We start from the raw sequence: 25,855 nt of genomic DNA on the forward strand, positions 1-25,855 counted from the left end.
AGTGGGGTCGCATTATAGGGAGATCCGAAAACAGATCAACCCTTTTTTTTAGATCTTTTTACTGTTCGAACAAAAATAGAGCAAAACAGCGTAAAACTAGCTAAATCACTGGCTAAGATGATGCTTTTTTATACTGATTTTTATTATTTAATATAAATTTCATTGCTATGTTCGTTTAAGACGTTAAGATAGCAAGTTCACAATGTTAAATTAATGTTTATTTCCTGTTTATTGGTAGATCTAAAATGAAATTACCCGATCAAAAATCTTTTATCTTCTCTGTTATTCTTGCTGTAGTTGGTTTTGTTATTGTTGAGTTTGCTTTAGGAAGCTTAGCTTTAAGCCCAGCATTGCTATTTGGTGCTGGTTTATTAATTGGTGGGATTGCTATTGCTGCAATATCATCGGAAGGTGGTGAAGAAGCTGAAGTTAAAACAAAAACACTTTATGTTGGTAATCTTCCTTATCGTGCAAATGAAGGTGTTGTTCGCGCTTTGTTTGAAGAACAAGGTAAAGTTTTCAACGTGCGCCTATTAAAGGATAAAAATACTGGCAAACGTCGTGGCTTTGGTTTTGTTGAAATGGCACAGGCAGATGCAGACAATGCAATTGCTAAGTTAAACGATAGTGAGTTCCAACAGCGTACTTTAAAAGTACGTGAGGCAAAACAAAAACAAGAAGATGATTCTAGCTCTTTACGCACTGAGACGGATCAATCAGTGTAACGTGCTTTATAGCTAGCTTATTACTCAAAACATCAGCCGTTGCATAATATTGCAGCGGCTTTTTTTTGTCTGTAAATTTATTTCCAAAGTTATGCTGCTCTAGTAGGTAGTTTACTCTGCTAGCAATGGCCACGCCTGAATCGAGTAATTGCACTGCGTTATTAAAGTACGCTTGTATAGCATCGCTAAGAATTGGGAAATGTGTGCAACCTAGTACAAGTACATCTATATCTGAGTTAATGCGCAAACGCGTAAGCTCTTTATGCAGTTTGAGTGTATCTAGCTGCTGAGTGAAAAATAACTGCTCTGCCAATGCCACCAGCTCAACACTGCTATATAAACTCACTGTTACGTTGCTGGCATGCTCTTTTATTAATGTATGAGTATAGGGGCTTGCAACTGTGGCGGGGGTTGCCAATAAGCCGATGTGCTTTGTGCGAGTTACTTCAGCAGCAGGCTTTATTGCTGGCACTACGCCTACAATAGGTATTGATGTAATTTTGCGTACTTCACTCAAGGCTGATGTAGAGGCTGTATTGCAGGCTATAACAATAAGGTCGACATTAAGCGCGTTTTGCTCAATAAAATAAATGAGTGAGCATAAACGCCCTATAATAGTTTGCTGGGTTTGCGCGCCATAAGGGAGTAACGAATTATCCATAAAGTAGCTGTACTGTGCATCTGGAATACGCTTTTGAATATGCTCAAGCACGGTGGTGCCACCTATACCTGAATCAAATACCATTATGTGGGCTGACAAACTTTGGTTCCTACTGTTTATTAAGAACGGCAGTTTGCCATGAGATATTTATAAAAGAAAGTAGTTTAGCTTTGCTCAGACTTTAGCGCGTCGAGTGCATCGCCCGCTGAATTTAATTGGTTTAGGTTTTCAAACATTGCCTGTGTGTAATCAACTAGCTGATCGACCGCTGCTTGATCTTGGTTTAGCCACTCTATAATACCGGCAAGCTGATCTTGTAGGCCTAGTTGCGATGCTTTATCAAATGCATTTTTTAGATCGTCATTAAAAGGTGCGATCGCATCGACTACCTCTTTTGTTGGGTTTGGCTGATATTGCTCATAACTTTTAACGGTAGCGACTGTTTTTGTTTGTCGAAGGTCCATTGAAAATGCAACAAGTTGCTCACTGCCTAAGCTCAGTTCTTGTGCTTTTTCAAATGCTTCATCCAAATCACCGCTAAAGAATGTTTTACTTACACCTTGTAGCTCTTCCATCATGGCGTTAATGGCATCTTGCTCTTGCTCGTTTAAATCACCATTAACCGACATTGAAAAAGACAGCTCTCGAGATTGCGACGATGAGCTGGCAAACGATTCGCTGTTATTGCTTTGTTGATACCCGCTCGCTGTTTGAGACTCATATGCATCAGCAAAGCTAATACTGACCTCATCACCTTCGGCCGTTGTAAACTTATACTCGGCATTGCTGCTCATACTTACATATTGTGCTTGGCTTACGCTAACACTGGCCGCTTGTGGGTTAAATAGGGTTTGCTCAAACTCATCAAGCCCCTCAAAAATGCCTTCTTTTGACTTGTCGATGCCCTCTTGCATTTCTTCGTTAAATACACCGGTGCCTTTTAGCTCATCAACCGCTTCGTCTATACCGGTTTGAACACCTGTGCGCGCATCATCTAACATATTTTTTAATTTATCGTCATCGGCACCATTGGCTTTGGCTTTATTAACTGCGCCAGATACAAAGTCGAGTACATTTTTTACTATTTCATCAAAATCGAATAAAGGTTTATCGGCTTGTTTTTGCTCAACAGGTAAACCTAGTTGCTCTGCCATTTTGTCGCCAAGCACTTTTGCAGCAAGTTCTCTGCCTCGCTGTAATGAACTTTCTTGCGGAGATTGGATAGTTGGCTGCTGTAGCGCCTCTTTATTACTGAATTTGTTTACGTTGTTGTTTGGCGTATAGCCATAATTACCGATTTTCATGATCCACCTCCGTTACGTACTTAGCTTATTATCGGCTAATAGTGACAAAACTAAAGTGCATGTTTAAAAAAACAGCAACTTTATTATCAGCAAAACTAGACAAATACTGCTCGCTCCCTACAATAGCGCCGATAAATAGATCTCATAGATAAGGTAGTAGCATTAATGGCAGTGATTAAAATAGATACCACACAGTACGATACGCAGCTAAATGAAAAAGAGCAGCGTATTACGTCGCAATTTAAGCGATTTGGTGTGCAAGCGTTAGAGGTGTTTAGCTCAGAGCCAATTAACTACCGCCAACGTGCTGAATTTAGAGTATGGCACGATGGGGATGATCTATTTCATATTATGTTTGATCAGGCCACGAAAGAAAAAATTCGCGTCGACACCTTTGACCCTGCCGCGCCATTAGTTGGTGAAGTTATGCAGGTGATGATTGATAATTTAAAGTCGTGTGAAGTATTACGCCGTAAGCTGTTTCAAATCGATTATTTATCGTCATTAAGTGGCGAGATTTTAGTAAGCTTGCTTTATCACAAACCACTCGATGATCAGTGGCTAACTGAAATAAAAGCCCTGAAAGAAAAACTGAGCAGTAAATACAATATTGACTTTATTGGTCGTGCGCGCAAACAAAAAGAAGTACTAGGCAATGATTTTGTTACTGAGCGTTTAACCGTAAACGGCCAGGAGCTTATTTATCAACAAGTAGAAAATAGCTTTACGCAGCCTAATGCTAAAGTGAATATAAAAATGCTGGAGTGGGCACAAGACTTATGTAAACCACTGAGTAATGACCTGCTGGAGCTTTACTGTGGGAATGGTAATTTCTCTATTGCATTGGCGGGTTCGTTTAATCGCGTATTGGCTACTGAAATATCTAAGTCTTCTGTACATTCAGCGCAATACAACATTGCTAAAAATAAGGTAGATAACTTAGATATAATTCGTATGTCGAGTGAAGAGTTTACCCAGGCAATGAATGGCGAACGTACCTTTTCGCGTTTAGAGGGGATAGATTTAAAAAGTTACGATTGCCAAACTATTTTAGTCGACCCTCCACGCGCAGGTATGGATACCCTTACCTGTGACTTAGTAGCCAACTACGAGAACATTATTTATATATCGTGCAACCCAGAAACGCTTGAGCGCGATTTAGATCATTTAACCCGTACTCATAATGTTAAGCGCTTTGCGATATTTGATCAGTTCCCTTATACGCATCACATAGAATCGGGTGTTTTCTTACAAAGAAAATAGTGAGTTAAATTTAAATCACTTCCATAAAAAAAGCTCCTTACGGAGCTTTTTTTGTTTTAGCAAACCTTACTTGTTCGCTAAATAGTTAATTAATTTACTAATATCTTCTGGCGCGGTAATACCAGACTCACGGCCTAGATTTAATTTGTATTTACCATTTACGATAAAGGTTGGTACGCCACGTAGCGCGCCTTTTTCTTTAAAATAATTTTGGTCGCGCTTCATTTTAGAGCTTAATGTACGTACCGAGAAGCTTTTGTATAGTTTATCAAACTTATCGCCATCAACACCTTGCGCTACAAACACATCTTTTACATCTGCAAGCTCGTTAAATTTAGCGCGCTTAGTGTGAATGTGATTAAAAATAGCCGCAACAATTTTATCTTTTTGGGGAAGTACTTCCGCAGTGGCTAGCGCTTGGCTCATCATTTGTTGGTTTTCTGGATCGCGAACACCGACAAAATCAACATGGCTCTTTTTAAATTTAACGTCTTTGTCTAGCTTTGGCTTAAACTCACCAATTAACGCTTCCATGTTATTACAAGCAGGGCAATAAAATGAGAAAAACTCTTTTACTTCTGGCTTTTTAGTCGCGCGCTCTGCCACTACATCGTAATGTACGCCTTCTTCATAAGTGGCGGCTACACTGCTCGCAGCCACAGGCAGTAGTAATGCAAGTAAACCTGCTTTAACTAATTTGATCATTGTTATTGTTCTCCGAGATTAAAGTGTTAGTAAAAAAGCAACTAACTCATTCAGTTCTTGCTGGTTATTAATGGTGTTAATATTTATTTTATATTTATCGTTTACAATAAAGGTAGGCACACCGGTTAGCGCACCTAGTTTTGAATATTTGTTTTGTTTATCTTGCATGGCACGCTCAGCTGAAATAATTGGCATGCTGGCAATGTCTTGATCAAACGTTGCACTATCGATACCGTTAACTTCAAGCAACTTTTTAACGTCTTTCATTTGCGTTAAAGGTGCGCGCTGTACATGAATACTTTTAAAAATTTGGTCGCTGATACTTTGTGCTTGACCGTGCTTTTTACCGATTAAGTAGGCGTAGCTTAAGTTGCTTTGCGCCTGTGGTGATACACCGCCTAAAAAGTTAACGTGATTTTTTATAAATTCAGTGCCCTCAGGTAGGCTTTTTTCAATTGCCTTTGCAACAGGCTCAAATTTAAAACAATGCGGACAGTAAAACGAGAAAAATTCGGTTACTTGCGGCTCTGCGCTTTTTTCTACATCAATAACAGTATACTGGTTATCGGCTTCAAACTGTGCAGCAAGGGCTGCAAATGGTAAACATAAAAGTAGTAGGCTCAGTTTCAATTTTTTAAGCATTGGTATCTCGTGTACTTTTTAAATAAAATTTTATGGCAATAACTTCAGCGGAGCTTCTTGCAGTGCTGCAAACTGCTCTTTAAGCGCTAAAATTTGTTGCTCCCAGTATTTGTCTTCAGCAAACCATGAAAAGTTCCGTACGAACGCAGGATCACTCCATCGTTTAGCTACCCAACCCATATAGTGAATAATACGCATTGCACGAAGCGGTTCAATTAATTTGAGTTGAGTGTGGTCAAAATCACAAAACTCTTCATACGCATTTACAAGGGTGTCTAACTGTAACAGCTGTGTTTGACGATCGCCACTGAGCATCATCCATAAATCTTGAATGGCCGGCCCCTGACGAGCGTCATCTAAATCAACAAACATAAGTGCTTCGCCTGCCCACAAAATGTTACCTGCATGGCAATCACCATGTAAGCGGATCCCTTGCACATTTTTATACTGTGCTTGCGCTTGTTCAATAACCAAGTCCAATATGGTGTAAAAAGCCGTGCTGATCCCCATAGGTACCAAATTACTTTTTTGCAGATGAACTTTAGCTGTATGCAAATATTCTTCGCAGCTAAAGGTGGGTCTGTGCTCAAATGCTTTGCTTTTAGCCACCTGATGCATACGGCCAATTAAACGACCCATTACATCAAGCTGATCCAGGTTATCAACTTCAAACTGTCGCCCGCCTACACTTGGAAATAACACAAATACATAACCTTGGTGCTCAAATAAGCTTTCTCCGTTGTGCTTAATGGGTGCAACAACGGGTACTTCGGCCTCAGCTAATTCAAATGCAAAGTCGTGCTCTTCTTGTATTTGCGCTTTGCTCCAGCGCTCTGGTCGGTAAAACTTAACAACGTAGCGCAGGCCATCTTCCGCCTTAAATTGGTAGACTCTGTTTTCGTAGCTATTAAGTGCTAATAAACCTGACTCTGCATATATACCAACGCTTTCTATCGCATCGAGAATTAAGTCGGGCGTTAAATCTTCAAAACTAAATTTACTCATGGGCTTCTTAATGTAAAAAGCGGGTTACCCCGCTTTTGTTAGTGTGTTTATCGCGCTTTAAAAAAGTTACTCGGTTGCGATATGCTTTCATCGGGGTCATTAACCGGTGAAAGTACAAAGTTAAACTCCGTCATTGGCGCTTTTAAATCATACGGGTCCATCACAAGTGACAGTGGCACATTATGCGATTGCCCTGCTTGCACTGTAAATGTTTGCTTGCCAATGTACTTAAAGTTTTCAAGGCCTTGAACATCAATATTAAAGGTTTGCTCGTACTGCGCCTTGTTGATTACTTTTAATGTATAGGTGTTTTCTACCAAGCCATTAAAGTCAACACGATACAGTTGGTTACGGTCTCGTATTATGTCAAAGTCCATAGGCTTTCTAAATGCAATGTTAGCTACCAGCGCACTGGTAAGCACCACCAGTATGACCGTGTAACCTATGATTTTAGCTCGCAGTGGGTTGGTTTTATTTTCAGGTGTTTCGAGATTACGCTCTGTAGTATAAGAAATAAGACCCCGCGGATAATCCATTTTATCCATTACACCATCGCAGGCATCAATACATGCGCCACAGTTTATACACTCGGCTTGCAAACCATTACGAATATCTATCCCTGTAGGGCACACCTGCACACACAAGTTACAGTCTATGCAATCGCCCATTTCTAAATCTTCGTGGGCAATTTTACGCGAGCGTGGGCCTCGGCTTTCGCCGCGTTTTTCATCGTACGTTACGGTGTAAGTGTCTTTATCAAACATAGCTGATTGAAAACGTGAATAGGGGCAAATGTGTAAACACATAATTTCACGCATCCACCCTGCATTAGCGTAAGTACAAGCAGCAAAGAAAATAATACTTACCAGCGCGTAACCACCTACATTAAAGGTCACAAAGTCAGGGAGTAATTCACGGATAGGCGTAAAGTATCCGACAAACGAAATCGCCGTATATAAGGCAAATAAAACCCAACTGGTGTGCTTTGCTGTTTTTCGCCAAAACTTATCAAAGTCCATCGGGCGTTGATCTAGCTTTTTACGCTGATTCGCTGTGCCTTCAAACTTTTCTTCAAACCAAATAAATATAAAGGTCCATACAGTTTGCGGACAGGTATAGCCACACCATACTCGGCCATAAAAGGTAGTAACCAAAAAGAGTGCAAACGCGGCCAACATAAATATAAAGGCTAATATAGTGAAATCTTGCGGCCACAGCGTTAGCCCAAAAATATTGTACTTTTGGCCAACTAAATCAAATAACACAGCTTGCTGGCCATTAAAATTTATCCAAGGCAAAAGCATAAAGGCAAGCATGCCTAAAAAGCCTATACGCTGTCTAAGTAACTGATGAAGCCCTTTTACTGCGCGAACATAAATTCGGTTACGTGGGTTAAACCTGTCGTCTTGACGGCTTAAATCCGGTTGTTGGATTTTAACCTCTGCAGGTATATTCTTTACTTTAATTTGCTTGTCCATCGAAGTTCCTCAACGCCGCTTGGAAATAAAAACGTAGCAATATGTGCGTATTCTATACTGTAACTGTAGTTCGTTAATGGTAAGTGTGATTAGTTTAAATAATCAGCTGTTTGAATACTTTCAGATATTTCAGAAATATCTAACTGCTGTTGGCTATTATAACAATACTGGCTAAAATTACAGGTATAGATTGCTAATAATTTATTCATCTCAGTTACTTGCTTTTAAAATGCAGTTTATTACACTGCTTGCTAAATTTACCCCATTAAGATCAAGGTTTACGCATTCATGAAAAAGTTTATTATATTGGTCATTCTGATCCTTGCGTTTTTTACTATTGATCACCCATTAGTTAAAGAGCCCCGCGAAAAGCTATTAGGTGAAGGTGTGGGTTTTTTAAGTGATGCGAGCAAAATAAACCGTAGCCCAGCAGCCAATATGGCTAAAAACCGTATTAGCAGTGCGTTAAAGCTCTCTGAGTCTGAGCACGAATATATTGAAAAAACCTTTACCACTGATGATTCAGTGCAGTTATTTCATTTACGTTATTGCCGCGAGCGCGACCTAAATTTATATTTTTACGAAGAGCGTTTAAATACAGTGTGTAAAATTGTATCGGATGCATTAGAACAAAAGAGAGCTAAGTAGTGGATTTTTCGCAGTTAAACAAAAAAGCGAGTGACTCTTTTCATAAACAGCGCACAATACTTAAAAAGCTATCGCAAGGAAAAACCTTGCATTGTGAGCAGTGCGGCGAGGTGTTAACACTCGATTTAGCCACCAGCGAGCCGGGCAAAGGCGTTGTTAAGTGTAAAAAAGGCTGCACTGATATTATTTTAGAACTTGGCGCTTAATTATTCTAAGCGCCGTTTAATATACCTAAAGGCTACTCTTCCCACCCTTCATCTGTAATCAGCCCACTGTTTATGGCTACCACCTCAATAAGCTCGGCAAAACCTAATGCAAAGTCGCCCATTGATTCGTACTGATACTGGTATAAGGCTTCGAGTGTCATGCTATTTTGCTGCGCAATTTGCACTCTTGTTTGCTCATCAACAGCAAAAAAGCTAAGCGTACTTAGCGCACTCTCTAGTGCTTCTTTGTACTGAGGCTCTAAAGCGGGAGCTGTTAATAGAGGTTGTGCGTATTCTTGAGTAGCACGTAAAAAACCTTCACTCCACGCTTGGGTATAGTCTAGGTCAAAATTGGCGGGTAACTTGTAACCGGTTTCAAATACTTGCTCACTAATTTGATGGTATAACGCCATAAATAAAAACAGTATTTCTTCGTCTAAATCGTTAGCCGTATTAGGCACAATATGCGCTAACCACTGGTGAACTTCTAATGGGCTTGGCGAACAAATAACCCCAAATAGATAGCCTTGGCTTTGTGTTAAGGACATAGCCTGAGGTTGAGTACTTAAAAATGCACTTAATTGCTGTGCGTGTTGCTCGTTAAACTGTGGTAATTGCATTAAATCTCTTTTATTACATTAAAAATTTAGTGGGTAGCGGCCCTGTGCATCGGGGCGGCCTAAAAACTTAACCGCGTCGTGTACATCTTTTGGTAAGCTGGCATCAGGTTTAACATAGCCTGCTACTTTAAAGTCAAAGTTAGCTTTAAGTGTTGCGTCGGCTTCAAGACCTAACGTGTTATCTGGGTCGACCAAAATAGCTATATCGCCCGACTTACAACTTAACATGCCACTCAGTGGGCCTATGTTAAACCAGCCATTAAAGCCTTTAACATCTATATTTGGGCTAGCAATCTCGCCTTTTAATGACTCACAATAAGGCGCACCTGAGGTGTACTCGTTAAGCTCTAAAATGACTCGACCTTTAGCCGTAGCTGGTATAGGTAGTGCAATACGTTGCATGGCACGCTCTACGGTCGAGCGAATTATACCATCGGTAACTTTAACCACATTATTAAATAATCCGTAATTCACATCAGCATAGCCCGAAATATCGCTACGCTCACGCGGATTACCAAATTTTAAGTTAGCATTTAAATTACCCGTAAATAACTGCCAGCCAGCAATATCCCAGCGTACATTATTTAGCTGCTCGTCTTGATAGCGCACTTGCATCATTTGACCTTGCCATACACTCCCTACGGTTTGCCCTATTTCAAGCTGTTTTGGTAAGTACGGCTTAGCTAGGTCTAACGCAATGGCCGCTGGTAATTTCATTATGCAAAACACAATAAAACTAATAAAAAATACCACTGATAATATTATTATTTTTTTCATTAATTACTTCTCTAGTACTAAGCGGCTTACACGTACAAACCCTGATTTATCATCTTTGCTTAAATCAAGGTTCTCTACTCTTAAGCCATGCTGATTAACCAGTTCGTCTAACCATTCTATTAATTGATTAAACTCTACCGAATCAAGCGTTAAACGTAACGAGTTATCGTTAGGCTGCATTTTACTAATAGTAATACGATAGCGACTACGCGTTGAATTAACCACTTGGCTAATATTTTGATTGCTAATTGCCTGCGTGTTACCCGCCGCTTTTAACTTTACTATGCTTTCATCAACCCATACGAGCAGCTCTTGCTGAGTGACGTACGACTTTTTGGCTTTATCTATAGCGTTATTTAGAGGTCTAAAAATCCCCATTACTAAAACAAAAATAACAAATATACCACCAGCAACCATAATCAATTGCTGCTCTTGCTCTTTTAAAGAGCGCCAGTATTGCATTATTTGCTTTTTCATACTGCACCTCGCAGTTTAATTTCGCCTACTACAAAATCGCCATCGTTATTTAACGACCCTTGCTCAACCGTTAACCCTTGTTGCTCAAGTATACTTTTTACTTTACCAAACGTTTGAAAGTCTTTTGCGCGTGCGCGTATTCGCAGCTCATTACGGCGTTTATCGTAACGTAGGGTTTCTGGCGTAAATTCGCTTACTTGCGAAAACACGCCAACCAATTGGCTGGTCAAATCTAGAAACCCGGCTTCACTTTCGCCATTAATGGTTTTAAGCGCGCCCCTGATTTGGCTTTTAATTAAGTTAGGACGTACTTTAGTTCCGGGAAATGCTTTTTGGTATCTATCCACTACCTGGGCTTTAGCAAGCTCAACACGCGAGTTAAGTTGATTTAGTTCAACCAGCTTTATAGCAATGGTAGCAAATAAAGCAACACCGGTAATAATGGCTGCGCCCTTCCAATAACCCCACCACAGTGCACTTTTCTTTTTAAGCTGATACATGCCTTGGCGTAAATTAAATTTAACGCTGGTAAGTTGTTTAGCAAATAAGGCCAATGGTAAATCGTAGTCGCTTGCTTGCGAAATTAGGTTAATACTTTCAGGAAACTGATTAGCTGGGCTATAGTGCTTTACACTCGGTTCGCCAAGTGCACTTAAGTAATCCCTTAGCCAGCTATTTTCAACGGCACTAATATGCCAATCGCCTCTTTTAAATAACCACTGATTATTAAGCTCTATGGCGGTTAATGTATCATCGTCGGCTGTAGGCAGTAGCAGGGCATCAGGTAAAATGGTGTATACCGCCAAGTTATGCTCTGAAAATAAAGCAAGCCAAGCCTCAAACCACTCGCGGTCAGTTAAGGCAACTCTAATTGCATGCTGCTCATTAATCATAGTGGGCTCGCCAATTGCGACAAATAGCTCGTCTATATCGCACGCAATGTCTTCTTCAAGCATGTATGGCAACGCTTGCTCTAACTTACGATTCCACTTAGTCGGCAACGACACTGTTTTAAGCTGCACCTGATCGCTAGGCAGTAATACCACTACCTCGCGGGTTTGCGCTTTTTCACTTAGCTCACTTAAACGGCTCGCATCGGTTAATTCCCCACTGGCAATTATTTCTTGTTCTTGTGGTGAATAAATTAACCAATTTAATTTATCTTGCTCTGTTTGACCCGTGCGGATCAGCAGTATTTCTGTCACTGTACGCCTCCAAATTTTCGCGCCAGTATCGTTACTTCGCCATTTTTGGCATGAAGTAATGTGGTCATCGAAAAACGCAAATCGACAAATGTCGCCTGCGTTTGTAATTTAAAATATTCACTGTTAATACTAAATAGTTCTTTAACCGAATCTAAATTTGTACCGCCTTGCTGCTGTACCTCGGAAAAAAATTCATCCACGCTATCAAATCCGGTTTCAAGGCGAGCTGCTATAACAGCCTCTGCGCCCGATAACGATAATTCGTCAATCATGGCACTTAAAATAAGTGCTTGCTCGGGAAGTAACGTATTGACGTTAATCGATAATAAGGGAGACCCCGGAATAACACACACAAAAGGTAATACCTTTTCCATTACTAGCGGATTAAAACCTTTTACCAAACGCAACTCAGAAGGTGATGCAAATAAACTATTTGCGCTCATATAAGGGTAATCACGCGATAAATACTCGTCTTCTTCAGCGCCTGAACGATAGGTAATGCTGTTTTCATCAAGCCAGTCAAATACACTGTCTGCCATTGCTTCTTCGCTTTCCTCGGCAGGTAAATCTTCAATGTTTTCTAATAATGCAAATAGTGCTTTATGAGCAGGGTTGGTTTTGCTGGTAGAGTTTGGGTCTGGTGCTTCCCCTAATGCATTTAAATTTAAACACGCCTGTAAGTCAGTAATTTTACCGCTTAGAGTACCGTTATCTACAGGGTATTGGGTGTCGCCTTGCGTGGCCCAAACCTGATCTAACGAGGTTTTGTCAGGATCATCGTCTTTACTTAACTTTAGTGCCTTTATTGCCAACTCTTCACCGCCGTAGGCATACCACTTTGCTTGTTGGTGACCTTGCAGGTTAGTGCTTTTTTGAACCTGCACCATTAAATTAGCACTCATTTCTACGGCTAATATCGCGGCTAGTGCAACTATAAACAGCACAATAACTAATGCGGCACCGCGTGATTCGCGCTTATTCATTAATTACTCTCCCCGCTGTTTTTGCCCTGCCCGGGTACTAAAAAAACACGACGAATAGGCTCTGCCTCAATTTGTTGTAAAGTAACCGCAACCGCTTTAGGTAAGGCTTTTATTTGCCATTGCTCTTGCCATTCGTTGTTGGCATCTAAAAATTCAAATTTAAGCTCTTCGATACCTTTTAAAACAACTTGTACCCGCGGCTCCATATTATCAAGCTGATCTACATACACTCTGTATACACGCTCTAAATTGTCATCAAGCACTCTATACCCTACGGCTTGTAATTCAGAACGAGGCAGCAAATTAATTGGGTTTACCCAGCCATCACGTACAAACGCAATACCATCGTATTGGCTTTCTAATATATAACGCCCTGCTAGTAAGTATTGCTCTTGCGCATCACCGGCTTCGTTACGTACAGTGCGCTGAGTCATTTGGCTAAAGTCTTGATCCATTAGCCTAAATGCGGTTTGTAGGCCGTTAAGCTCCGCTATTTTTTCATCAGACGCTTCTTTTGCTTTGGTGGTTGAGTCTAAAATTTGGTGAGTAGCCATAATCACCACCGCTAAAATAGCCATAGCAACTAATACTTCGATTAATGTAAATCCGCGCTGCTTCACTTATTAGCTACCTTTATTTAAATAAGTTGAAAGCTCGTACACCGATTGCTCGTATTTTTCGTCGCTAAAAACATTTATGGTCACTTTTACAAAGCTTTTGTCTGCAGTTTTTGCTATTTCTTGCTTCCAAAACCACTCAACGCCCGCCATTACTTCGCTGCCGCGCGCGCCATTTTTAGCCTGCCAGTCTTTACCTTTACTACGCTGCACCACAAGCACATTTTCTGCCACCCACGATGCATACGTTTGCTCTTCAAGTGTTGTTAAATGATTTATATGCTCGCCGGTTGCTTGCATAGCTGCAATCCCAGCCATAGCACAAATACTTAACGCTACAAGCACTTCGAGTAAGGTAAAGCCTTTATTTAGCCTCATTATTATGGCTCTTTTCGCAAATTAACAGGGGCTGTAAATTCCCCTTCAATGTAATACACAGGCTCGCTTTGCTCTTTTAATTCAACAATAAGCTGAAAGGCGCTGACCTCGCCAGATGATAAAATAAGGACTTGCGGTATTTTTAGTTTTTCAAGCTCTAATAAGCTATCGTCATCGCCGCCGCTCATTAGCTCACGCCAATTTGCTTGCTCAAGTAAGTTCTCTTGTGACCAGGCTAAATCTTCTAAATTGAGCGTGAGTTTTAACCGTTCATCCAGCTCAATAGGCTTGTAAAGGTCTTCGCGGTCAAAGGTAATCCATTTTTCGCCATCAAATACTAGAAACTCAAGGGTGTTTTCTTCAACCATTAAGCCAAGTTCTATTTGATTTAAAATAGCAAATTCAGAGGCCATGTTAATGGTGGTATGCAGCCTAAGCGCTTGTGTATCAAGCTCATCTTCGGCGCCGCCTTCTAAGCTGTATACCACCATTTTGGTCGCAAATGCGATAATAGTAAGTACCACTAAAATTTCTATTAAGCTAAACCCAAGGTGGTGGGCGCGCATACGATTAAGGCTTACTTGCATAGTAAGCCTCGTGCAATCGTATTTAACCATACTGCTGGGTTAAGTCGCATTTATTGCTCGTCTTCGTTCCAGTTGCCAATATCATCATCGGTACCGGCTTCGCCATCAGGTCCCATTGAAAAAATATCAAACTTGCCAATTTCACCTGGGCTAATTAGCTGGTACGGATTACCCCATGGATCTTCTGGTAATTCATTTACAAAACCACCATCAGGGAAACGCTTAGGAATTGGCTCAATGCTGGTTTTATTGACCAATGCTTCTAGGCCTTGCTCTGTGCTTGGATAGCTCTTATTTTTAAGCTTGTATAAGCTCATTGCATCTTCAAGCTGTTGAATATCTAGATGTGCTTTATCGATAGCAGCTTCTTCTTGTTGGCCCATAATATTAGGCGCCACAATTGACATAATCATCCCGATAATAACCAATACCACCATTACTTCGAGTAAAGAAAAACCTGATTGTTTATTCACGTAAATACCTCATTTTCCAAAAACATAATTTAATTTGGCGTCATCTAAGTAAATACTAACTTAGCTAACCCCTTAAAGCTTAAAGTCCTACCGCTTTATTCATTGCCATTATTGGCTGTAAAATAGCCATTACTATAAACAAAACAATCACCGCCATTGAGGCAATCATTGCTGGCTCTAATAATTTTAATGATACGTTTACCATGCTTTCAAACTCACGGTCTTGGTTATTAGCCGCGCGCTCTAACATTTGTTCTAACTCACCTGATTTTTCACCGCTGGCAATCATGTGCAGCATCATCGGTGGAAACAATTTGGTTTGCTGTAAAGCCGCTCTTAGGCTTGCACCTTCACTGACTCTATCGGCAGCATCTGCCACTGATTTTTTCATTTTTTTATTCGCTAATACACCACCCGATATGCGCATGCCTTCAAGTAGTGGTACTGAGCTTGACGATAAAATACTGAGCGTACGTGCAAAACGCGCGGTATTAATACCCCGCGCTACTTTACCAAAACCAGGCATGTGCAGTACGCGGTCGTCCCACCAAAAGCGAATTTTAGGTTGTTTAAGTGCATGTTTAATGCCTACTGCCAGCGCAGTAATGACTAACAAACTTATAAACCAATAATTTTGTACAAAGTGGCTGCCTGCCATAACCCATTCGGTTGTCCAAGGCAGTACTTGCTTAGTTTTTTCGAAGGTTTTTAAAATTTTAGGCACTACGGTACCGAGTAAAACCGAAACAATACCAATAGCAAAAATAACCAAAATGGTAGGATAAACCATGGCTTGAGTAATTTGGCTGCGCATGTGTTGGCGCTGTTCGGTGTAATCGGCAAGGCGATTTAATACTTGGTCAAGGTGCCCTGATTTTTCACCTGCGGCTACCATTGCTCGGTATAAATCGTCAAATACATGTGGAAATTCACTCATGCCATCGGCCAGTGTATAACCCTCTACTACCTTTGAACGTACCGACATTAGCATACGTTTTAGGCGAGGCTTTTCACATTGCTCTGCCACCGCCATGACAGCCCCTTCAACTGGCAATGCCGATTGAATGAGCGTAGCAAGCTGGCGCGTAATAAGGGCTAAATCGGAGGTTGATACGCTGGGTTTAAAAAAACGACTTAATAACGGCGTTTTTGCGCCACTAACTTGTTTCTCCCCTTCTGCTGCAGGGACAACTTCAAGCGGCGTAAGTTTTTTTTCGCGCAGCGCTTGGCGAATTTGCTTAGCTGTATCGGCTTCTAAAATGCCTTTTTGCTCTTTCCCTCGACCATCAAGGGCACGGTATTCAAACGCCGCCATGGTTAGGCTTCCTCACGGGTAACGCGTAGAATTTCTTCAAGGGTTGTTTTGCCTGCCAGTACGCGGCTACAGCCATCTTGGCGTATGCTTGGGCTTTTTTGGCGAATGTATTTTTCAACACTTTGCTCGCCTTTACCGCTGTGGATCATTTCGCGTATTTCTTCATCAACCACCAGTAATTCATGAATACCAGTACGCCCGCGGTAACCATTAAAGTTACACTCTTCACAGCCTACTGCGCGGTAAATTGTAGGTGCGCTATCAAACGGTACACCTAGCAGCTCACACTCACGTTCATCAGCAGTGTGGCCTTCTTTACAGCTATTACATAAAGTACGTACTAAGCGCTGCGACAGCACGCCTAACAATGACGATGACAGCAAGAATGGTTCTACACCCATGTCTTCCATACGGGTAATTGCGCCCGAGGCAGTGTTGGTATGTAGCGTAGACATAACTAAGTGACCTGTAAGCGATGCTTGCACGCCAATTTGCGCGGTTTCAAGGTCACGTATTTCACCGACCATTACCACATCGGGATCTTGACGTAATATTGCACGAAGCCCGCGGGCAAAGGTCATATCTACTTTGGTGTTTACTTGTGTTTGGCCAATCCCCGGAATTTCGTACTCTATTGGGTCTTCTACCGTTAAAATATTACGATCGCGAGAGTTTATTTGGCTCATACCGGCGTACAAGGTGGTACTTTTACCAGAGCCCGTTGGGCCAGTAACCAAAATAATACCGTGTGGTTTACTAATTAAATCAGCAAACAACTCTCGGTTTTGCGGCGTCATGCCTAAATCTTCAAGGTTTAAGCGAGCATTGTTTTTATCAAGTAAACGCAGTACTACACGCTCACCAAAGCTTGATGGCATGGTAGATACACGCACATCTACTGCACGCCCTGCAATACGAAGGCTAATACGACCATCTTGCGGAATACGTTTTTCTGCTATATCTAGTTTCGCCATTACCTTAATACGCGAGACGAGTAACGAAGCAAGCTTACGATTAGGTTTAAGCACTTCTTTTAATACGCCATCAACCCTAAAGCGAATCACAAGCTCTTGCTCAAAGGTTTCGATATGTATATCGGATGCACCTTCTTTAATTGCTTCGCTTAACATGGCGTTGATTAGTTTGATGATAGGCGCATCATCATCGCCGGCTAATAAATCTTCGGTTTGAGGGAGCTCATCGGCAAGGGAGAATAAATCGACCTCATTACCAATATCTTCCATCATTTGTTGTGTTTCAGAGCTGTCGCGCTGATACGCAGCCTCTAATAGTAACTCAAATTTATCGTCAGCTAACTGCTCTAGGGTAAAGCCTTCACCTGCAATGCGACGCACTTCTAGCAATACTTCAACATCTAGCTCGCCGCGGTAATACACAACTCGCTGTTCATTATTTTTACTAAGCAGTACACCCGCTCTGCGCGCATACGAAAAAGGTAAACGCTTTGGAGGCAACTCAACTAAATCGTTACTTGTAAGTAACTCCTCAGAGAGTGTTTCATCACTACGATGAACCACGTCTTCGTTTATTTGTTCTATTGCGCTAGTCATCTTCACGCTCTGCACGTTCTTTAGAGCTCAATGCCTTTAAGTGCTCTTCATAAGTTGGTGGCAGAATAAGCTCATCATCCCAAGATGGAAGTAAAGGAACATCTGAATTTGGCATAAGCTCTATGCCATCTTCTTTCTCTTTCATTTGCTCGCCACGGATAAAGTTATACTTATTAAAGCTTAACTTATTCATATTAACGCCATCGCGAATAATAGTTGGGCGAATAAATACAATAAGATTACGCTTACGTTTGGTCGTATTAGTTGACTTAAATAAGTGACCTAAAATTGGAATATCACCTAAAATTGGTACCTTAGATACACTCTCTTGTACGTCTTCATCAATTAAGCCGCCTAACACAACCATACCGCCATCATCAGCCATAACGGTTGTGGTAATGGCGCGCTTATTAACAGAAATATCAACAGCGGTTGCACCACTTACACTCGATACTTCTTGTTCAATTAATAATTGTACTGCTGAGCCATCGTTAATTTGTGGGGTTACTTTTAGTTTTACACCCACTTCTTGGCGTTCAATGGTTTGAAATGGATTATCGTTATTACTGCCTGTTTGCGAACCAGTAATAATGGGTACTTCTTGACCCACTATCATCGACGCTTCTTCGTTATCCATGGTGGTAATGGAAGGTGTAGCCAGTATGTTTGAGTTAGTGTCAGTTGAAACGGCCTGAATAATTGCACCCCAGTCGTTTTTAACTAAACCAAACGCTAAGCCATTAACACCGCTTAATAATGAAGCAAGCGCGGTGTAATCACCTTCTGACGTTTCATCGTAACTGGTAACTAAGCCACTTTCTGAGCCTATTACTGTTTGAGTAGTGGTTGTGTCTTGCGCTTGAATACCTGCAACCGCTAATGAGCCTACAGGCACAGTTGAGCCATTATTAAACTGCAACATACCGCCATCTTCTGAAATCCATTGCGTACCTAAGTTAACGCCATCCGATTCCATTACTTCAACAATAATCGCTTCTACAAGTACTTGCGCACGGCGAATATCGAGCCTATCAATCACGGTCTCTAATGAGCGCATGGTATCGGGCTGTGCCGTAATAACTAATGAGTTTGAGTCAGGGTGGGCTTCAATACTGGCATCGTTTTTATTGTTTGTGCGAGTTTTACTTGTGCCTTGGCCATCTTCTGCAAGCGTTTTACTTACGCCTTGCAGTACTTTTACTAAATCCTCTGCTTTGGCGTAGTTTAAGTAAAATACTTTGGTATTACCTTGGCTTTCAAGTTCGCCATCCAGGCGCTTAATTAGTTCTATAGCACGGGTACGGGCTTGCCCTTCACCGCTTACTATTACGCTATTAGTACGGCCATCGGCAACTACCTTAGGGATCAAAAATTCAGGAACGCTGCCTTTACCGCTGTCTTTGTAAATATTTTCAACAACCGATACTACATCATCTGCTGTTGCATATTTAAGCTTAACAATATCTACACGCTTATCACCGGCTTGATCTACCGAGCGAATAATTTCTACTAAGCGATTAACCGACGCTGCATGACCAGTAAGCATCATGACATTGGCAGCATTAAAGTTTGCTACATGGCCACCGTCTTTTTGGTCGCTAAATTGACGTACTAATGGGCCAAGCTCTTGAACACTTACATTTTTAACGCGTACCACACGGGTGATCATCATATCGCCCGATGCAGCGCTGTTTTCTGTAATTAGCGGCACATTTGATTTTTTAGCGTCAGAGCTTTTTTCAATCTTGATAATACCGTTGTCCATTTCTACTGCTGAGTAGCCATACACTTCGAGTACATTTAAGAAAAATTGGTAGTACAGCGCTTCATCCATTAACTCATAACTGCGTACGTTTACTTTACCGCGCACATTTGGGTCAATGATCACTGTTTTATTAAGGTTTTTACCAACAATATTTATAAACTCGTTGATATCTGTGCCTTTAAAGTTTGCAGCATATTCAACAGCTGAAACCGACAACGAAATACTGGCTGCTAAAAAAAGCGCTGCGTACTTAGCTAACCCTTTTTTAATTTTTTTGAGGTGTAGCACCTGAACCATTATGTTAAAACTCCAAAGCTAAGTTATTGCAGGCTAAATTGCACATCGATTTGCTCACCGTCACGTTCTATCGTAATTGTGGCATCGCTGGTATTACGCAGCTCATTAATAGCTGCCATTGCCTGTTGTAAATCTGTTAATTGGTAGCCGTTAATAGCCACGGCTAAATCATTATTCTGTAGGCCCATTTGTTTAAACAGAGCAGGCTCTTTACCTGGGCTTAAGCGATAGCCGATTAACTCGCCATCGCTCATTGCTTGTGAAACACGAATATAATCAAATAACTTACCAGGCTCACTTAGTAGCTCTTCTCGTGTTTCTATTATTGCTTCTTTTACATCTGGGTCAGCGGTTGCGTTAATTTGCAACTCGCTTTGTTCTATTTTTTGCGGCCCCATGTCTTGTGCTTCGCGAGCGGCAAGGACAGGCATAGACACTTTTTTACTAAAGTCGAGACCATCTAGCATTAGCGTTTCAAATCGCCCGTTTACACTTAAAATAACGCGATCGGGAAGTATTTGCGCAACCTCTGCACGGGTGCCTTGTACAACCTCTTCAACTAAGTAACTAACTTGTCGCCCCTGTGACTCAATAATAGCAATACCTGCCTTGTCGTCGTTACTTACAGCAACAATACCAGTTAGATTAATACTTAAGCGTGTTTCTGGCGCATTATTAATTACTTCGTTTTGCTGCGCAGTATTGGTTTTATTTGTTACAGTTTTTTTACCAAATAAAAATTGCTCTATAATATTTTGTACTGAGGTAGTACTAGAAGCCTTCGATGCGGCTGAATAGTGAGATGGAGTAAGTGGTGTAGAGACCGGTTGTGGCCATACCAGCCATACTAATTTTGAAAGTAAATAAGCAAGATAAACAACGACTAACAGCGTAACTACTGCGCTTAATTTAGCATGGGGTAGCCGTGTTAAAAATTGTTTAAGCTGTTGAATTTGCTGTTCCATAATAATGTTCTTATTTTAATTTACTGCATAAGCGCGTACCCATAGTACCCTTTCATTTTTCATTCAACAAGCACACTAATATTAAACTTTGTAAACAGATTAATATAACAATGTAATGTTGACTAAAAAACCAGCACGCGCCGTAATACCTTCATCCTACGATGATTTCATGATAAATTTTACGATATATAAATAGTCGATTGAAGAAGCCTAATGAGTAAAAAAAATAATACTAATGCCGACTCAGACCACAACAGTGAGCCAAAAGTTCGATTAGATAAATGGTTATGGGCTGCGCGCTTTTATAAAACCCGTGCGCTTGCACGCGAAATGGTGCAAGGCGGCAAAGTACATTATAATGGGCAACGTACTAAAGCGAGTAAAATTGTGGAGGTTGGCGCAACCATAAAACTTGCCCAAGGCGTTGATGAAAAGCTTATCAAGGTACTTAAAGTGCTTGAAAAACGCCAAAGCGCCCCCATTGCACAGACCTTGTATCAAGAAACTGATGCAAGTATTGCAAAACGCGAAGAAAACGCCATCGCACGCAAAAATAACAGCTTCTTTGCTCCACATCCGGATAAAAAGCCCGATAAAAAGCAACGACGCGAACTTTTAAAAATGAAATCAAGTTAGGTATAGCCGCTCATGCAACAAGATTTACTTCACCGTTATTTATTCGACAAACTCGATGTTCGTGGCGAACTCGTTCAAATTGAGCACGCCTACAACGAGATGATAGCTAATCACAATTACCCTGAGCCAGTTAAAGCATTATTAGGTGAATTACTCGTTGCAACGTGTTTATTAACTGCCACTTTAAAGTTTGAGGGTGAAATAGCCGTTCAGCTACAAGGCGATGGCCCTGTTAAATACGCTGTTATTAACGGCGACGATAAACAAAATATGCGTGGTATTGCGCGCATGCAAAGCGAAGTTAGCGGCACAACGGTAAAAGAGCTTGTAGGTAAAGGTTATATGGTTATTACCATTACTCCAACCAAAGGCGAACGTTATCAAGGCATAGTGCCTCTTGAGCACGATACATTAAGTAAATGTATTGAAAGCTACTTTGAGCAATCAGAACAGCTAAAAACACGCCTTTGGTTTGCAACCGACACAACAGAAGGGAAAGCCAAAGCCTGTGGGTTGTTTTTACAAGTACTGCCTGTTGATAAGCAAAAATCAATTAATGACTTTACTCACTTAGAAGCCTTAAGCGATACAATTAAACGCGAAGAGCTATTAGAGCTTGATGCCAGTACCGTATTAACGCGCTTATATCACGAAGATAACCCGCGCGTATTTGACCCGCAAGCTATTACATTTAAATGTGGCTGTAGTAGAGAGAAAACCATTACTGCTTTAGTTAATGTAGGCCAACAAGCATTACTTGATGATGTTGCTGAAAATGGCGCTGTTAACATTAGCTGCCATTATTGCCTAAAAGAATATGTTTTTGACGAGCAAGATATTAAAAACATTTTTAATTAGCCCCCACCTCATAATCAAATATAAAGCCGCAAAATATGCGGTTTTATATTATAAAATGATGATACCGGTGTCATGAATTTTGTTAATTTACTGACACCGGTATCATTGAAATTATTCATGTTTTTTAGCAAATATATGTGTTTTTAGGGCCTTTACAGGCTCGAATATCTCAAATCCTTCTGTTACTATAATTTCAGCTTAAGGGAACTAAGAACCCAGAGCTATCCCGTTCAAACTCTCACACATAGTTAGGTATAAACATGACTACAAGCGCAACACGTTTTGTCGATTTAACCGCAGCTGAACTTGTCGAGCATGCGATTCGTCGTGGCGAAGGGACACTAGCCGCAAATGGAGCCTTTGTTGCAATTACAGGCAAGCGCACTGGTCGCTCACCTAAAGATCGCTTCATTGTAAAAGAAGCAACAACGCAAGATGATATCCAATGGGGCAATGTAAACCGCCCATTCGATGCTGACAAATTTGACGCTTTATGGGCTCGCGTAGAAGCACATGTGCAAAGTAATGACCACTTCACCTCTCACCTAGAAGTTGGCGCAGACCCTGAGCACTATCTACCTGTAGTTGTTACTACAGAAACAGCGTGGCACCATATTTTTGCTAAAAACATGTTTATTGAGACTAAAAACTATAATGCATCTGATTTACCCCAATGGCAGGTAATGAATGTACCTTCGTTTGTTTGTGACCCACAGCGTGATGGCACCAACAGCGACGGAACTGTTATTATTAACTTTGCTCAACGCAAAGTGTTACTTGCTGGTATGCGTTATGCCGGTGAAATGAAAAAATCGATGTTCTCCGTTCAAAACTTTCTTCTTCCAGCAAAAGGTGTATTACCAATGCACTGCTCTGCTAATGTAGGAGAAGCTGGTGATACAGCACTATTCTTTGGTTTATCGGGTACTGGTAAAACAACTTTATCGGCCGACCCAACACGCTTTTTAATTGGTGACGACGAACACGGTTGGGCACCAGGAAGCGTATTTAATATCGAAGGTGGCTGTTACGCAAAATGTATCGACCTCTCACAAAAAAATGAGCCAGTAATTTGGAATGCTATTCGCTTTGGTACAATTTTAGAAAACGTTGTACTTGATGAAACACGCACACCTGACTTTAACGATACAAGCTTAACGCAAAATAGCCGTGCTGCTTACCCGCTAGAGCACGTAGAAAAGCGCAAAGTTGAAAACCGTGCTGGCGAGCCAAAAGCTGTTGTATTTTTAACCTGCGATGTGAGCGGTGTTTTACCGCCGGTTTCTGTACTTAGCGAAGAAGCCGCTGCTTTTCACTTTTTAAGTGGTTACACGGCTAAAGTAGGCTCTACAGAGATTGGCTCAACTAGCGATATAGAATCTACATTCTCAACGTGTTTTGGCGCCCCTTTCTTCCCTCGCCCTGCAGGTGTTTACGCTGAGCTGCTTATGAAGCGTGTACGCGAATTTGGCGCAAAGGTTTACCTTGTTAATACAGGGTGGACAGGCGGCCCATACGGTACTGGTGAACGTTTTGATATTCCAACTACCCGCGCTGTAATAGATGCAATCGTATCTGGTAAGTTAGCCAATGTAGAAACTCAGCATATCGATGTATTAAACCTAGACGTACCAGTGGAAGTCCCTGGTGTGGATAGCAAGCTACTTAACCCAATTAATACATGGGAAGATAAAGCAAAATATAATGAATATGCAGCAAAACTTGCCGCCGACTTCACTGAAAACTTCGCTAAATACGATGTATCAGATGATATTAAAAATGCAGGCCCAAAAGCATAATTAATTACCAAGCCTGATGTAAACGCCAGCCTATAAAGCTGGCGTTTTTGTTAGCTAAGCTAATTATTTTATTGCTGCGACATTTTGTCGCAGTTCTTTTCTATTAAACAAAGATACAATGCGCCTTCCCTATACTGCATATTTTTAATGGTCACTCTTTTATGCGTTTTAATGGTTCATGGCGAAAAATAGCAAGACGTGTACATTTATACCTAGGATTATCTATTGGAGGTGTACTCGCACTCATTGCTCTAACAGGTTCTATACTCGTTTATTACCCCGAACTAGATGAAAATATAAGTAATTTAAGTACAGAAACAGCGAGGCCTATAAATTGGGATACCGCATATCAAACACTAAAAACTCACTCCCCAGATAAACAAGGCTCGTGGCGTTTAGAAAGCACTAAAAATAAACATTATATTCCCGCAAGATATTACAACCCAAACGAAACAGTGGATCACGCTTTCGCACCACTTATGGTTTGGCTAAGCCCTGATGGCAGGCTTATATTACGTGAGGATGTATGGGGTAACTACTTTGTTACCTGGATTTATAACGTACACTTCTCGTTACTTGCAGGTAGCGCTGGTACAATCGTTATAGGTTATATAGGAATAGGTAGCCTTATACTCCTCATATCAGGCCTATGCGCTTGGTGGCCAAAAAAAGGGCTATGGACTAAGGCTATAAAGTTTAAAGCGCGCAGCTCTTTACTGGGCGTGTTATATGACTGGCACAAGTTGCTTGGTTTAATTTTTGCTCTGCCTTTAATCTTATTAACAGCAACCGGCATAATGCTAGCAATACCCAAGCAAACCGATCCTTTAATAACAGCCCTGCTTGGAAATATAGATAAACCTAACAGCGCAATAATAAAACCCCAGCGCAGTATTTCTTTATCAGCAGCACTTAGTACAGCACAAGAGGCCATGCCAAATACACGGCTAGCATGGGTAGAAACCCCGTCAAATCACAATGCGGTATATCGGTTTAGGTTCAAAACCAAAAGCGATCCCTCTTATCGCTTTCCTCACAGTTATGTGCAAGTAAATGCAAGCACAGGAGAGCTCATAAGTGTTTTTAATATAGATAAGATGAGCATTGCCAGTAAATTTAAAAACTGGTTGCATCCACTTCACAATGGCAGCATTGGCGATCAGCCATTACGAATTCTATGGGTTTTATCAGGGGTAGCCAGCGCTTTGTTATTTGCCCTGGGCCTTTTTAGGTGGCTCATTAAAACGAAACGATTTAAGTACACTATAAGCTAATGACAAAGCTTATTTAATATATCAAACGAGCTTTTCATAACCTAAACCTGATTGTATAACTACGACCTAACTTACGACCTGCTTACGACCTGCTTACGACCTGCTTACGACCTGCTTGCAGCGTAAATCAAAGCAAAGGCTATATAGATAGTCAAACCGCTTTATACCAAACTTAAGGTGCTACGCTTGATAATAAGCTAAGCCCTATGAACTGTTTAAAATTAATTCATTACTTTAAGTTATATTGCGTGCCTTAATCGCGGGCTTCGTGAGCCTCAATCCACGCTACGGAGGAGTGTCGGAACTATATAACGGCAGGTATTTCACTTTTCTAGAGACGTAGAAAAAGCACTTCATTTCTCAAGCAGCGTTCTGGTATTGGGAGTAGGTGTGCTACGCTGTCAAATGTCGTGCGGACTAAGGTACGCATATATAAAAACACTATATTTACCATACAAAGATGTGCGGCGAGCCTTATCCGCGGGTTTCGTGATACTCAACCCACGCTACGGTGGTGGTGGAGACTGTGCGAATAATATCTGCAATGTATTTTTCACTTTTCTGCAGACATAAAAAAGCCCGGCTCTTTCGAGTCGGGCTTTCTTGTATTTGGAGCCTGGC

General features: G+C 41.1%; 27 protein-coding genes. 8 read left to right on the forward strand and 19 right to left on the reverse strand.

Features of this window, described 5'->3' with window-relative positions; genetic code table 11:
* Window positions 1-245: 245 nt before the first annotated feature.
* Window positions 246-725, forward strand: coding sequence for a hypothetical protein (locus AN395_RS18740; RefSeq protein ID WP_004588429.1), 480 nt, complete (start codon window positions 246-248; stop codon window positions 723-725).
* Here the strand turns inward: AN395_RS18740 and murI are convergent.
* Together murI and AN395_RS18750 are read right to left on the reverse strand one after the other, a co-directional pair.
* The gene (gene murI, locus AN395_RS18745) at window positions 688-1,485 is read right to left on the reverse strand and encodes a glutamate racemase (protein ID WP_054983927.1); all 798 of its coding nucleotides are present in this window, start codon (window positions 1,483-1,485) and stop codon (window positions 688-690) included. The genes AN395_RS18740 and murI overlap by 38 nt on opposite strands.
* Before the next feature lie 65 nt (window positions 1,486-1,550).
* Window positions 1,551-2,690, reverse strand: coding sequence for a DUF5610 domain-containing protein (locus AN395_RS18750; RefSeq protein WP_054983928.1), 1,140 nt, complete (start codon window positions 2,688-2,690; stop codon window positions 1,551-1,553).
* Between the two features lie 165 nt (window positions 2,691-2,855).
* On the opposite strand from AN395_RS18750, the gene trmA reads away from it, so the two are divergent.
* Complete coding sequence (gene trmA / locus AN395_RS18755; protein WP_054983929.1) at window positions 2,856-3,953, forward strand: tRNA (uridine(54)-C5)-methyltransferase TrmA; 1,098 nt, start codon at window positions 2,856-2,858, stop codon at window positions 3,951-3,953.
* A gap of 66 nt (window positions 3,954-4,019) precedes the next feature.
* Here trmA and AN395_RS18760 read toward each other — a convergent pair whose 3' ends face one another.
* From AN395_RS18760 to ccoG, 4 genes are read right to left on the reverse strand one after another with little or no spacing between them, the layout of a single operon-like run.
* Window positions 4,020-4,658, reverse strand: a complete 639-nt coding sequence (locus AN395_RS18760) for a thiol:disulfide interchange protein DsbA/DsbL (protein WP_054983930.1) — start codon at window positions 4,656-4,658, stop codon at window positions 4,020-4,022.
* Window positions 4,659-4,676: 18 nt separating this feature from the next.
* Window positions 4,677-5,300, reverse strand: coding sequence for a thiol:disulfide interchange protein DsbA/DsbL (locus tag AN395_RS18765; RefSeq protein ID WP_024032543.1), 624 nt, complete (start codon window positions 5,298-5,300; stop codon window positions 4,677-4,679).
* A 30-nt stretch (window positions 5,301-5,330) separates the two neighbouring features.
* A complete protein-coding gene (locus AN395_RS18770; RefSeq protein ID WP_054983931.1) occupies window positions 5,331-6,305 on the reverse strand; it encodes a serine/threonine protein kinase in 975 nt (324 codons plus the stop codon).
* Between the two features lie 47 nt (window positions 6,306-6,352).
* Entirely contained in the window at window positions 6,353-7,783 is a 1,431-nt protein-coding gene (ccoG, locus tag AN395_RS18775) for a cytochrome c oxidase accessory protein CcoG (RefSeq protein ID WP_054983932.1), read from the reverse strand.
* 288 nt (window positions 7,784-8,071) lie between these two features.
* On the opposite strand from ccoG, the gene AN395_RS18780 reads away from it, so the two are divergent.
* Window positions 8,072-8,431, forward strand: coding sequence for a hypothetical protein (locus AN395_RS18780; RefSeq protein ID WP_004588437.1), 360 nt, complete (start codon window positions 8,072-8,074; stop codon window positions 8,429-8,431).
* Complete coding sequence (locus tag AN395_RS18785) at window positions 8,431-8,637, forward strand: hypothetical protein (protein ID WP_004588438.1); 207 nt, start codon at window positions 8,431-8,433, stop codon at window positions 8,635-8,637. The genes AN395_RS18780 and AN395_RS18785 overlap by 1 nt, the downstream gene beginning before the upstream one ends.
* Window positions 8,638-8,669: 32 nt before the next feature.
* Here the strand turns inward: AN395_RS18785 and AN395_RS18790 are convergent, their stop codons facing one another.
* From AN395_RS18790 to gspC, 13 genes are all read right to left on the reverse strand, one after another.
* Window positions 8,670-9,257 carry a UPF0149 family protein gene (locus AN395_RS18790; protein WP_054983933.1) on the reverse strand — a complete coding sequence of 196 codons (588 nt, stop codon included), beginning with the start codon at window positions 9,255-9,257 and terminating at the stop codon, window positions 8,670-8,672.
* A gap of 18 nt (window positions 9,258-9,275) precedes the next feature.
* Window positions 9,276-10,034, reverse strand: a complete 759-nt coding sequence (locus AN395_RS18795; RefSeq protein WP_054983934.1) for a type II secretion system protein N — start codon at window positions 10,032-10,034, stop codon at window positions 9,276-9,278.
* 3 nt (window positions 10,035-10,037) lie between these two features.
* Window positions 10,038-10,511, reverse strand: coding sequence for a type II secretion system protein GspM (gene gspM, locus AN395_RS18800; RefSeq protein WP_004588441.1), 474 nt, complete (start codon window positions 10,509-10,511; stop codon window positions 10,038-10,040).
* A complete protein-coding gene (gene gspL, locus AN395_RS18805; RefSeq protein ID WP_054983935.1) occupies window positions 10,508-11,716 on the reverse strand; it encodes a type II secretion system protein GspL in 1,209 nt (402 codons plus the stop codon). The genes gspM and gspL overlap by 4 nt, the downstream gene beginning before the upstream one ends.
* Entirely contained in the window at window positions 11,713-12,699 is a 987-nt protein-coding gene (gspK, locus tag AN395_RS18810) for a type II secretion system minor pseudopilin GspK (RefSeq protein WP_054983936.1), read from the reverse strand. The genes gspL and gspK overlap by 4 nt, the downstream gene beginning before the upstream one ends.
* Window positions 12,699-13,319, reverse strand: a complete 621-nt coding sequence (gene gspJ / locus AN395_RS18815) for a type II secretion system minor pseudopilin GspJ (protein WP_004588444.1) — start codon at window positions 13,317-13,319, stop codon at window positions 12,699-12,701. Before gspJ ends, gspK begins: the two co-directional genes overlap by 1 nt.
* A gap of 3 nt (window positions 13,320-13,322) precedes the next feature.
* The gene (gene gspI / locus AN395_RS18820) at window positions 13,323-13,694 is read right to left on the reverse strand and encodes a type II secretion system minor pseudopilin GspI (protein ID WP_024032554.1); all 372 of its coding nucleotides are present in this window, start codon (window positions 13,692-13,694) and stop codon (window positions 13,323-13,325) included.
* Window positions 13,695-13,696: 2 nt separating this feature from the next.
* Complete coding sequence (locus AN395_RS18825) at window positions 13,697-14,281, reverse strand: Tfp pilus assembly protein FimT/FimU (protein ID WP_054983937.1); 585 nt, start codon at window positions 14,279-14,281, stop codon at window positions 13,697-13,699.
* Window positions 14,282-14,331: 50 nt separating this feature from the next.
* On the reverse strand, window positions 14,332-14,754 hold the full coding sequence (gene gspG, locus AN395_RS18830; protein ID WP_004588447.1) for a type II secretion system major pseudopilin GspG: 423 nt from the start codon (window positions 14,752-14,754) through the stop codon (window positions 14,332-14,334).
* Window positions 14,755-14,833: 79 nt separating this feature from the next.
* The gene (gene gspF, locus AN395_RS18835; RefSeq protein ID WP_004588448.1) at window positions 14,834-16,069 is read right to left on the reverse strand and encodes a type II secretion system inner membrane protein GspF; all 1,236 of its coding nucleotides are present in this window, start codon (window positions 16,067-16,069) and stop codon (window positions 14,834-14,836) included.
* A gap of 2 nt (window positions 16,070-16,071) precedes the next feature.
* Entirely contained in the window at window positions 16,072-17,640 is a 1,569-nt protein-coding gene (gene gspE, locus AN395_RS18840; RefSeq protein WP_054983938.1) for a type II secretion system ATPase GspE, read from the reverse strand.
* A complete protein-coding gene (gspD, locus tag AN395_RS18845) occupies window positions 17,633-19,702 on the reverse strand; it encodes a type II secretion system secretin GspD (RefSeq protein WP_054983939.1) in 2,070 nt (689 codons plus the stop codon). Before gspD ends, gspE begins: the two co-directional genes overlap by 8 nt.
* Window positions 19,703-19,725: 23 nt before the next feature.
* Window positions 19,726-20,667, reverse strand: a complete 942-nt coding sequence (gspC, locus tag AN395_RS18850; RefSeq protein WP_054983940.1) for a type II secretion system protein GspC — start codon at window positions 20,665-20,667, stop codon at window positions 19,726-19,728.
* Between the two features lie 213 nt (window positions 20,668-20,880).
* Here gspC and hslR point away from each other — a divergent pair, with 213 nt between their 5' ends.
* The 4 genes from hslR to AN395_RS18870 all read left to right on the forward strand — a co-directional run bounded on the left by hslR (window position 20,881) and on the right by AN395_RS18870 (window position 25,234).
* Window positions 20,881-21,303, forward strand: a complete 423-nt coding sequence (hslR, locus tag AN395_RS18855; protein WP_024032559.1) for a ribosome-associated heat shock protein Hsp15 — start codon at window positions 20,881-20,883, stop codon at window positions 21,301-21,303.
* A 12-nt stretch (window positions 21,304-21,315) separates the two neighbouring features.
* On the forward strand, window positions 21,316-22,161 hold the full coding sequence (hslO, locus tag AN395_RS18860) for an Hsp33 family molecular chaperone HslO (protein ID WP_054983941.1): 846 nt from the start codon (window positions 21,316-21,318) through the stop codon (window positions 22,159-22,161).
* Between the two features lie 260 nt (window positions 22,162-22,421).
* On the forward strand, window positions 22,422-23,960 hold the full coding sequence (locus tag AN395_RS18865; RefSeq protein WP_054983942.1) for a phosphoenolpyruvate carboxykinase: 1,539 nt from the start codon (window positions 22,422-22,424) through the stop codon (window positions 23,958-23,960).
* 161 nt (window positions 23,961-24,121) lie between these two features.
* Window positions 24,122-25,234, forward strand: a complete 1,113-nt coding sequence (locus AN395_RS18870; protein WP_054983943.1) for a PepSY domain-containing protein — start codon at window positions 24,122-24,124, stop codon at window positions 25,232-25,234.
* The last annotated feature ends 621 nt before the right edge of the window (window positions 25,235-25,855 follow it).

This window comes from Pseudoalteromonas sp. P1-30, from assembly GCF_001400005.1.
In the GTDB taxonomy this organism is placed as follows: domain Bacteria; phylum Pseudomonadota; class Gammaproteobacteria; order Enterobacterales; family Alteromonadaceae; genus Pseudoalteromonas; species Pseudoalteromonas atlantica.

What these genes read in the sequence shown, in the direction of transcription:
- AN395_RS18740 (WP_004588429.1), top strand. Translation starts at nt 246, where the DNA reads ATGAAATTACCCGATCAAAAATCTTTTATCTTCTCTGTTATTCTTGCT.
- AN395_RS18750 (WP_054983928.1), bottom strand. Translation starts at nt 2,690, where the DNA reads ATGAAAATCGGTAATTATGGCTATACGCCAAACAACAACGTAAACAAA.
- trmA (WP_054983929.1), top strand. Translation starts at nt 2,856, where the DNA reads ATGGCAGTGATTAAAATAGATACCACACAGTACGATACGCAGCTAAAT.
- AN395_RS18760 (WP_054983930.1), bottom strand. Translation starts at nt 4,658, where the DNA reads ATGATCAAATTAGTTAAAGCAGGTTTACTTGCATTACTACTGCCTGTG.
- AN395_RS18765 (WP_024032543.1), bottom strand. Translation starts at nt 5,300, where the DNA reads ATGCTTAAAAAATTGAAACTGAGCCTACTACTTTTATGTTTACCATTT.
- AN395_RS18770 (WP_054983931.1), bottom strand. Translation starts at nt 6,305, where the DNA reads ATGAGTAAATTTAGTTTTGAAGATTTAACGCCCGACTTAATTCTCGAT.
- ccoG (WP_054983932.1), bottom strand. Translation starts at nt 7,783, where the DNA reads ATGGACAAGCAAATTAAAGTAAAGAATATACCTGCAGAGGTTAAAATC.
- AN395_RS18780 (WP_004588437.1), top strand. Translation starts at nt 8,072, where the DNA reads ATGAAAAAGTTTATTATATTGGTCATTCTGATCCTTGCGTTTTTTACT.
- AN395_RS18790 (WP_054983933.1), bottom strand. Translation starts at nt 9,257, where the DNA reads ATGCAATTACCACAGTTTAACGAGCAACACGCACAGCAATTAAGTGCA.
- AN395_RS18795 (WP_054983934.1), bottom strand. Translation starts at nt 10,034, where the DNA reads ATGAAAAAAATAATAATATTATCAGTGGTATTTTTTATTAGTTTTATT.
- gspM (WP_004588441.1), bottom strand. Translation starts at nt 10,511, where the DNA reads ATGAAAAAGCAAATAATGCAATACTGGCGCTCTTTAAAAGAGCAAGAG.
- gspK (WP_054983936.1), bottom strand. Translation starts at nt 12,699, where the DNA reads ATGAATAAGCGCGAATCACGCGGTGCCGCATTAGTTATTGTGCTGTTT.
- gspI (WP_024032554.1), bottom strand. Translation starts at nt 13,694, where the DNA reads ATGAGGCTAAATAAAGGCTTTACCTTACTCGAAGTGCTTGTAGCGTTA.
- AN395_RS18825 (WP_054983937.1), bottom strand. Translation starts at nt 14,281, where the DNA reads ATGCAAGTAAGCCTTAATCGTATGCGCGCCCACCACCTTGGGTTTAGC.
- gspF (WP_004588448.1), bottom strand. Translation starts at nt 16,069, where the DNA reads ATGGCGGCGTTTGAATACCGTGCCCTTGATGGTCGAGGGAAAGAGCAA.
- gspE (WP_054983938.1), bottom strand. Translation starts at nt 17,640, where the DNA reads ATGACTAGCGCAATAGAACAAATAAACGAAGACGTGGTTCATCGTAGT.
- gspD (WP_054983939.1), bottom strand. Translation starts at nt 19,702, where the DNA reads ATGGTTCAGGTGCTACACCTCAAAAAAATTAAAAAAGGGTTAGCTAAG.
- gspC (WP_054983940.1), bottom strand. Translation starts at nt 20,667, where the DNA reads ATGGAACAGCAAATTCAACAGCTTAAACAATTTTTAACACGGCTACCC.
- hslR (WP_024032559.1), top strand. Translation starts at nt 20,881, where the DNA reads ATGAGTAAAAAAAATAATACTAATGCCGACTCAGACCACAACAGTGAG.
- hslO (WP_054983941.1), top strand. Translation starts at nt 21,316, where the DNA reads ATGCAACAAGATTTACTTCACCGTTATTTATTCGACAAACTCGATGTT.
- AN395_RS18865 (WP_054983942.1), top strand. Translation starts at nt 22,422, where the DNA reads ATGACTACAAGCGCAACACGTTTTGTCGATTTAACCGCAGCTGAACTT.
- AN395_RS18870 (WP_054983943.1), top strand. Translation starts at nt 24,122, where the DNA reads ATGCGTTTTAATGGTTCATGGCGAAAAATAGCAAGACGTGTACATTTA.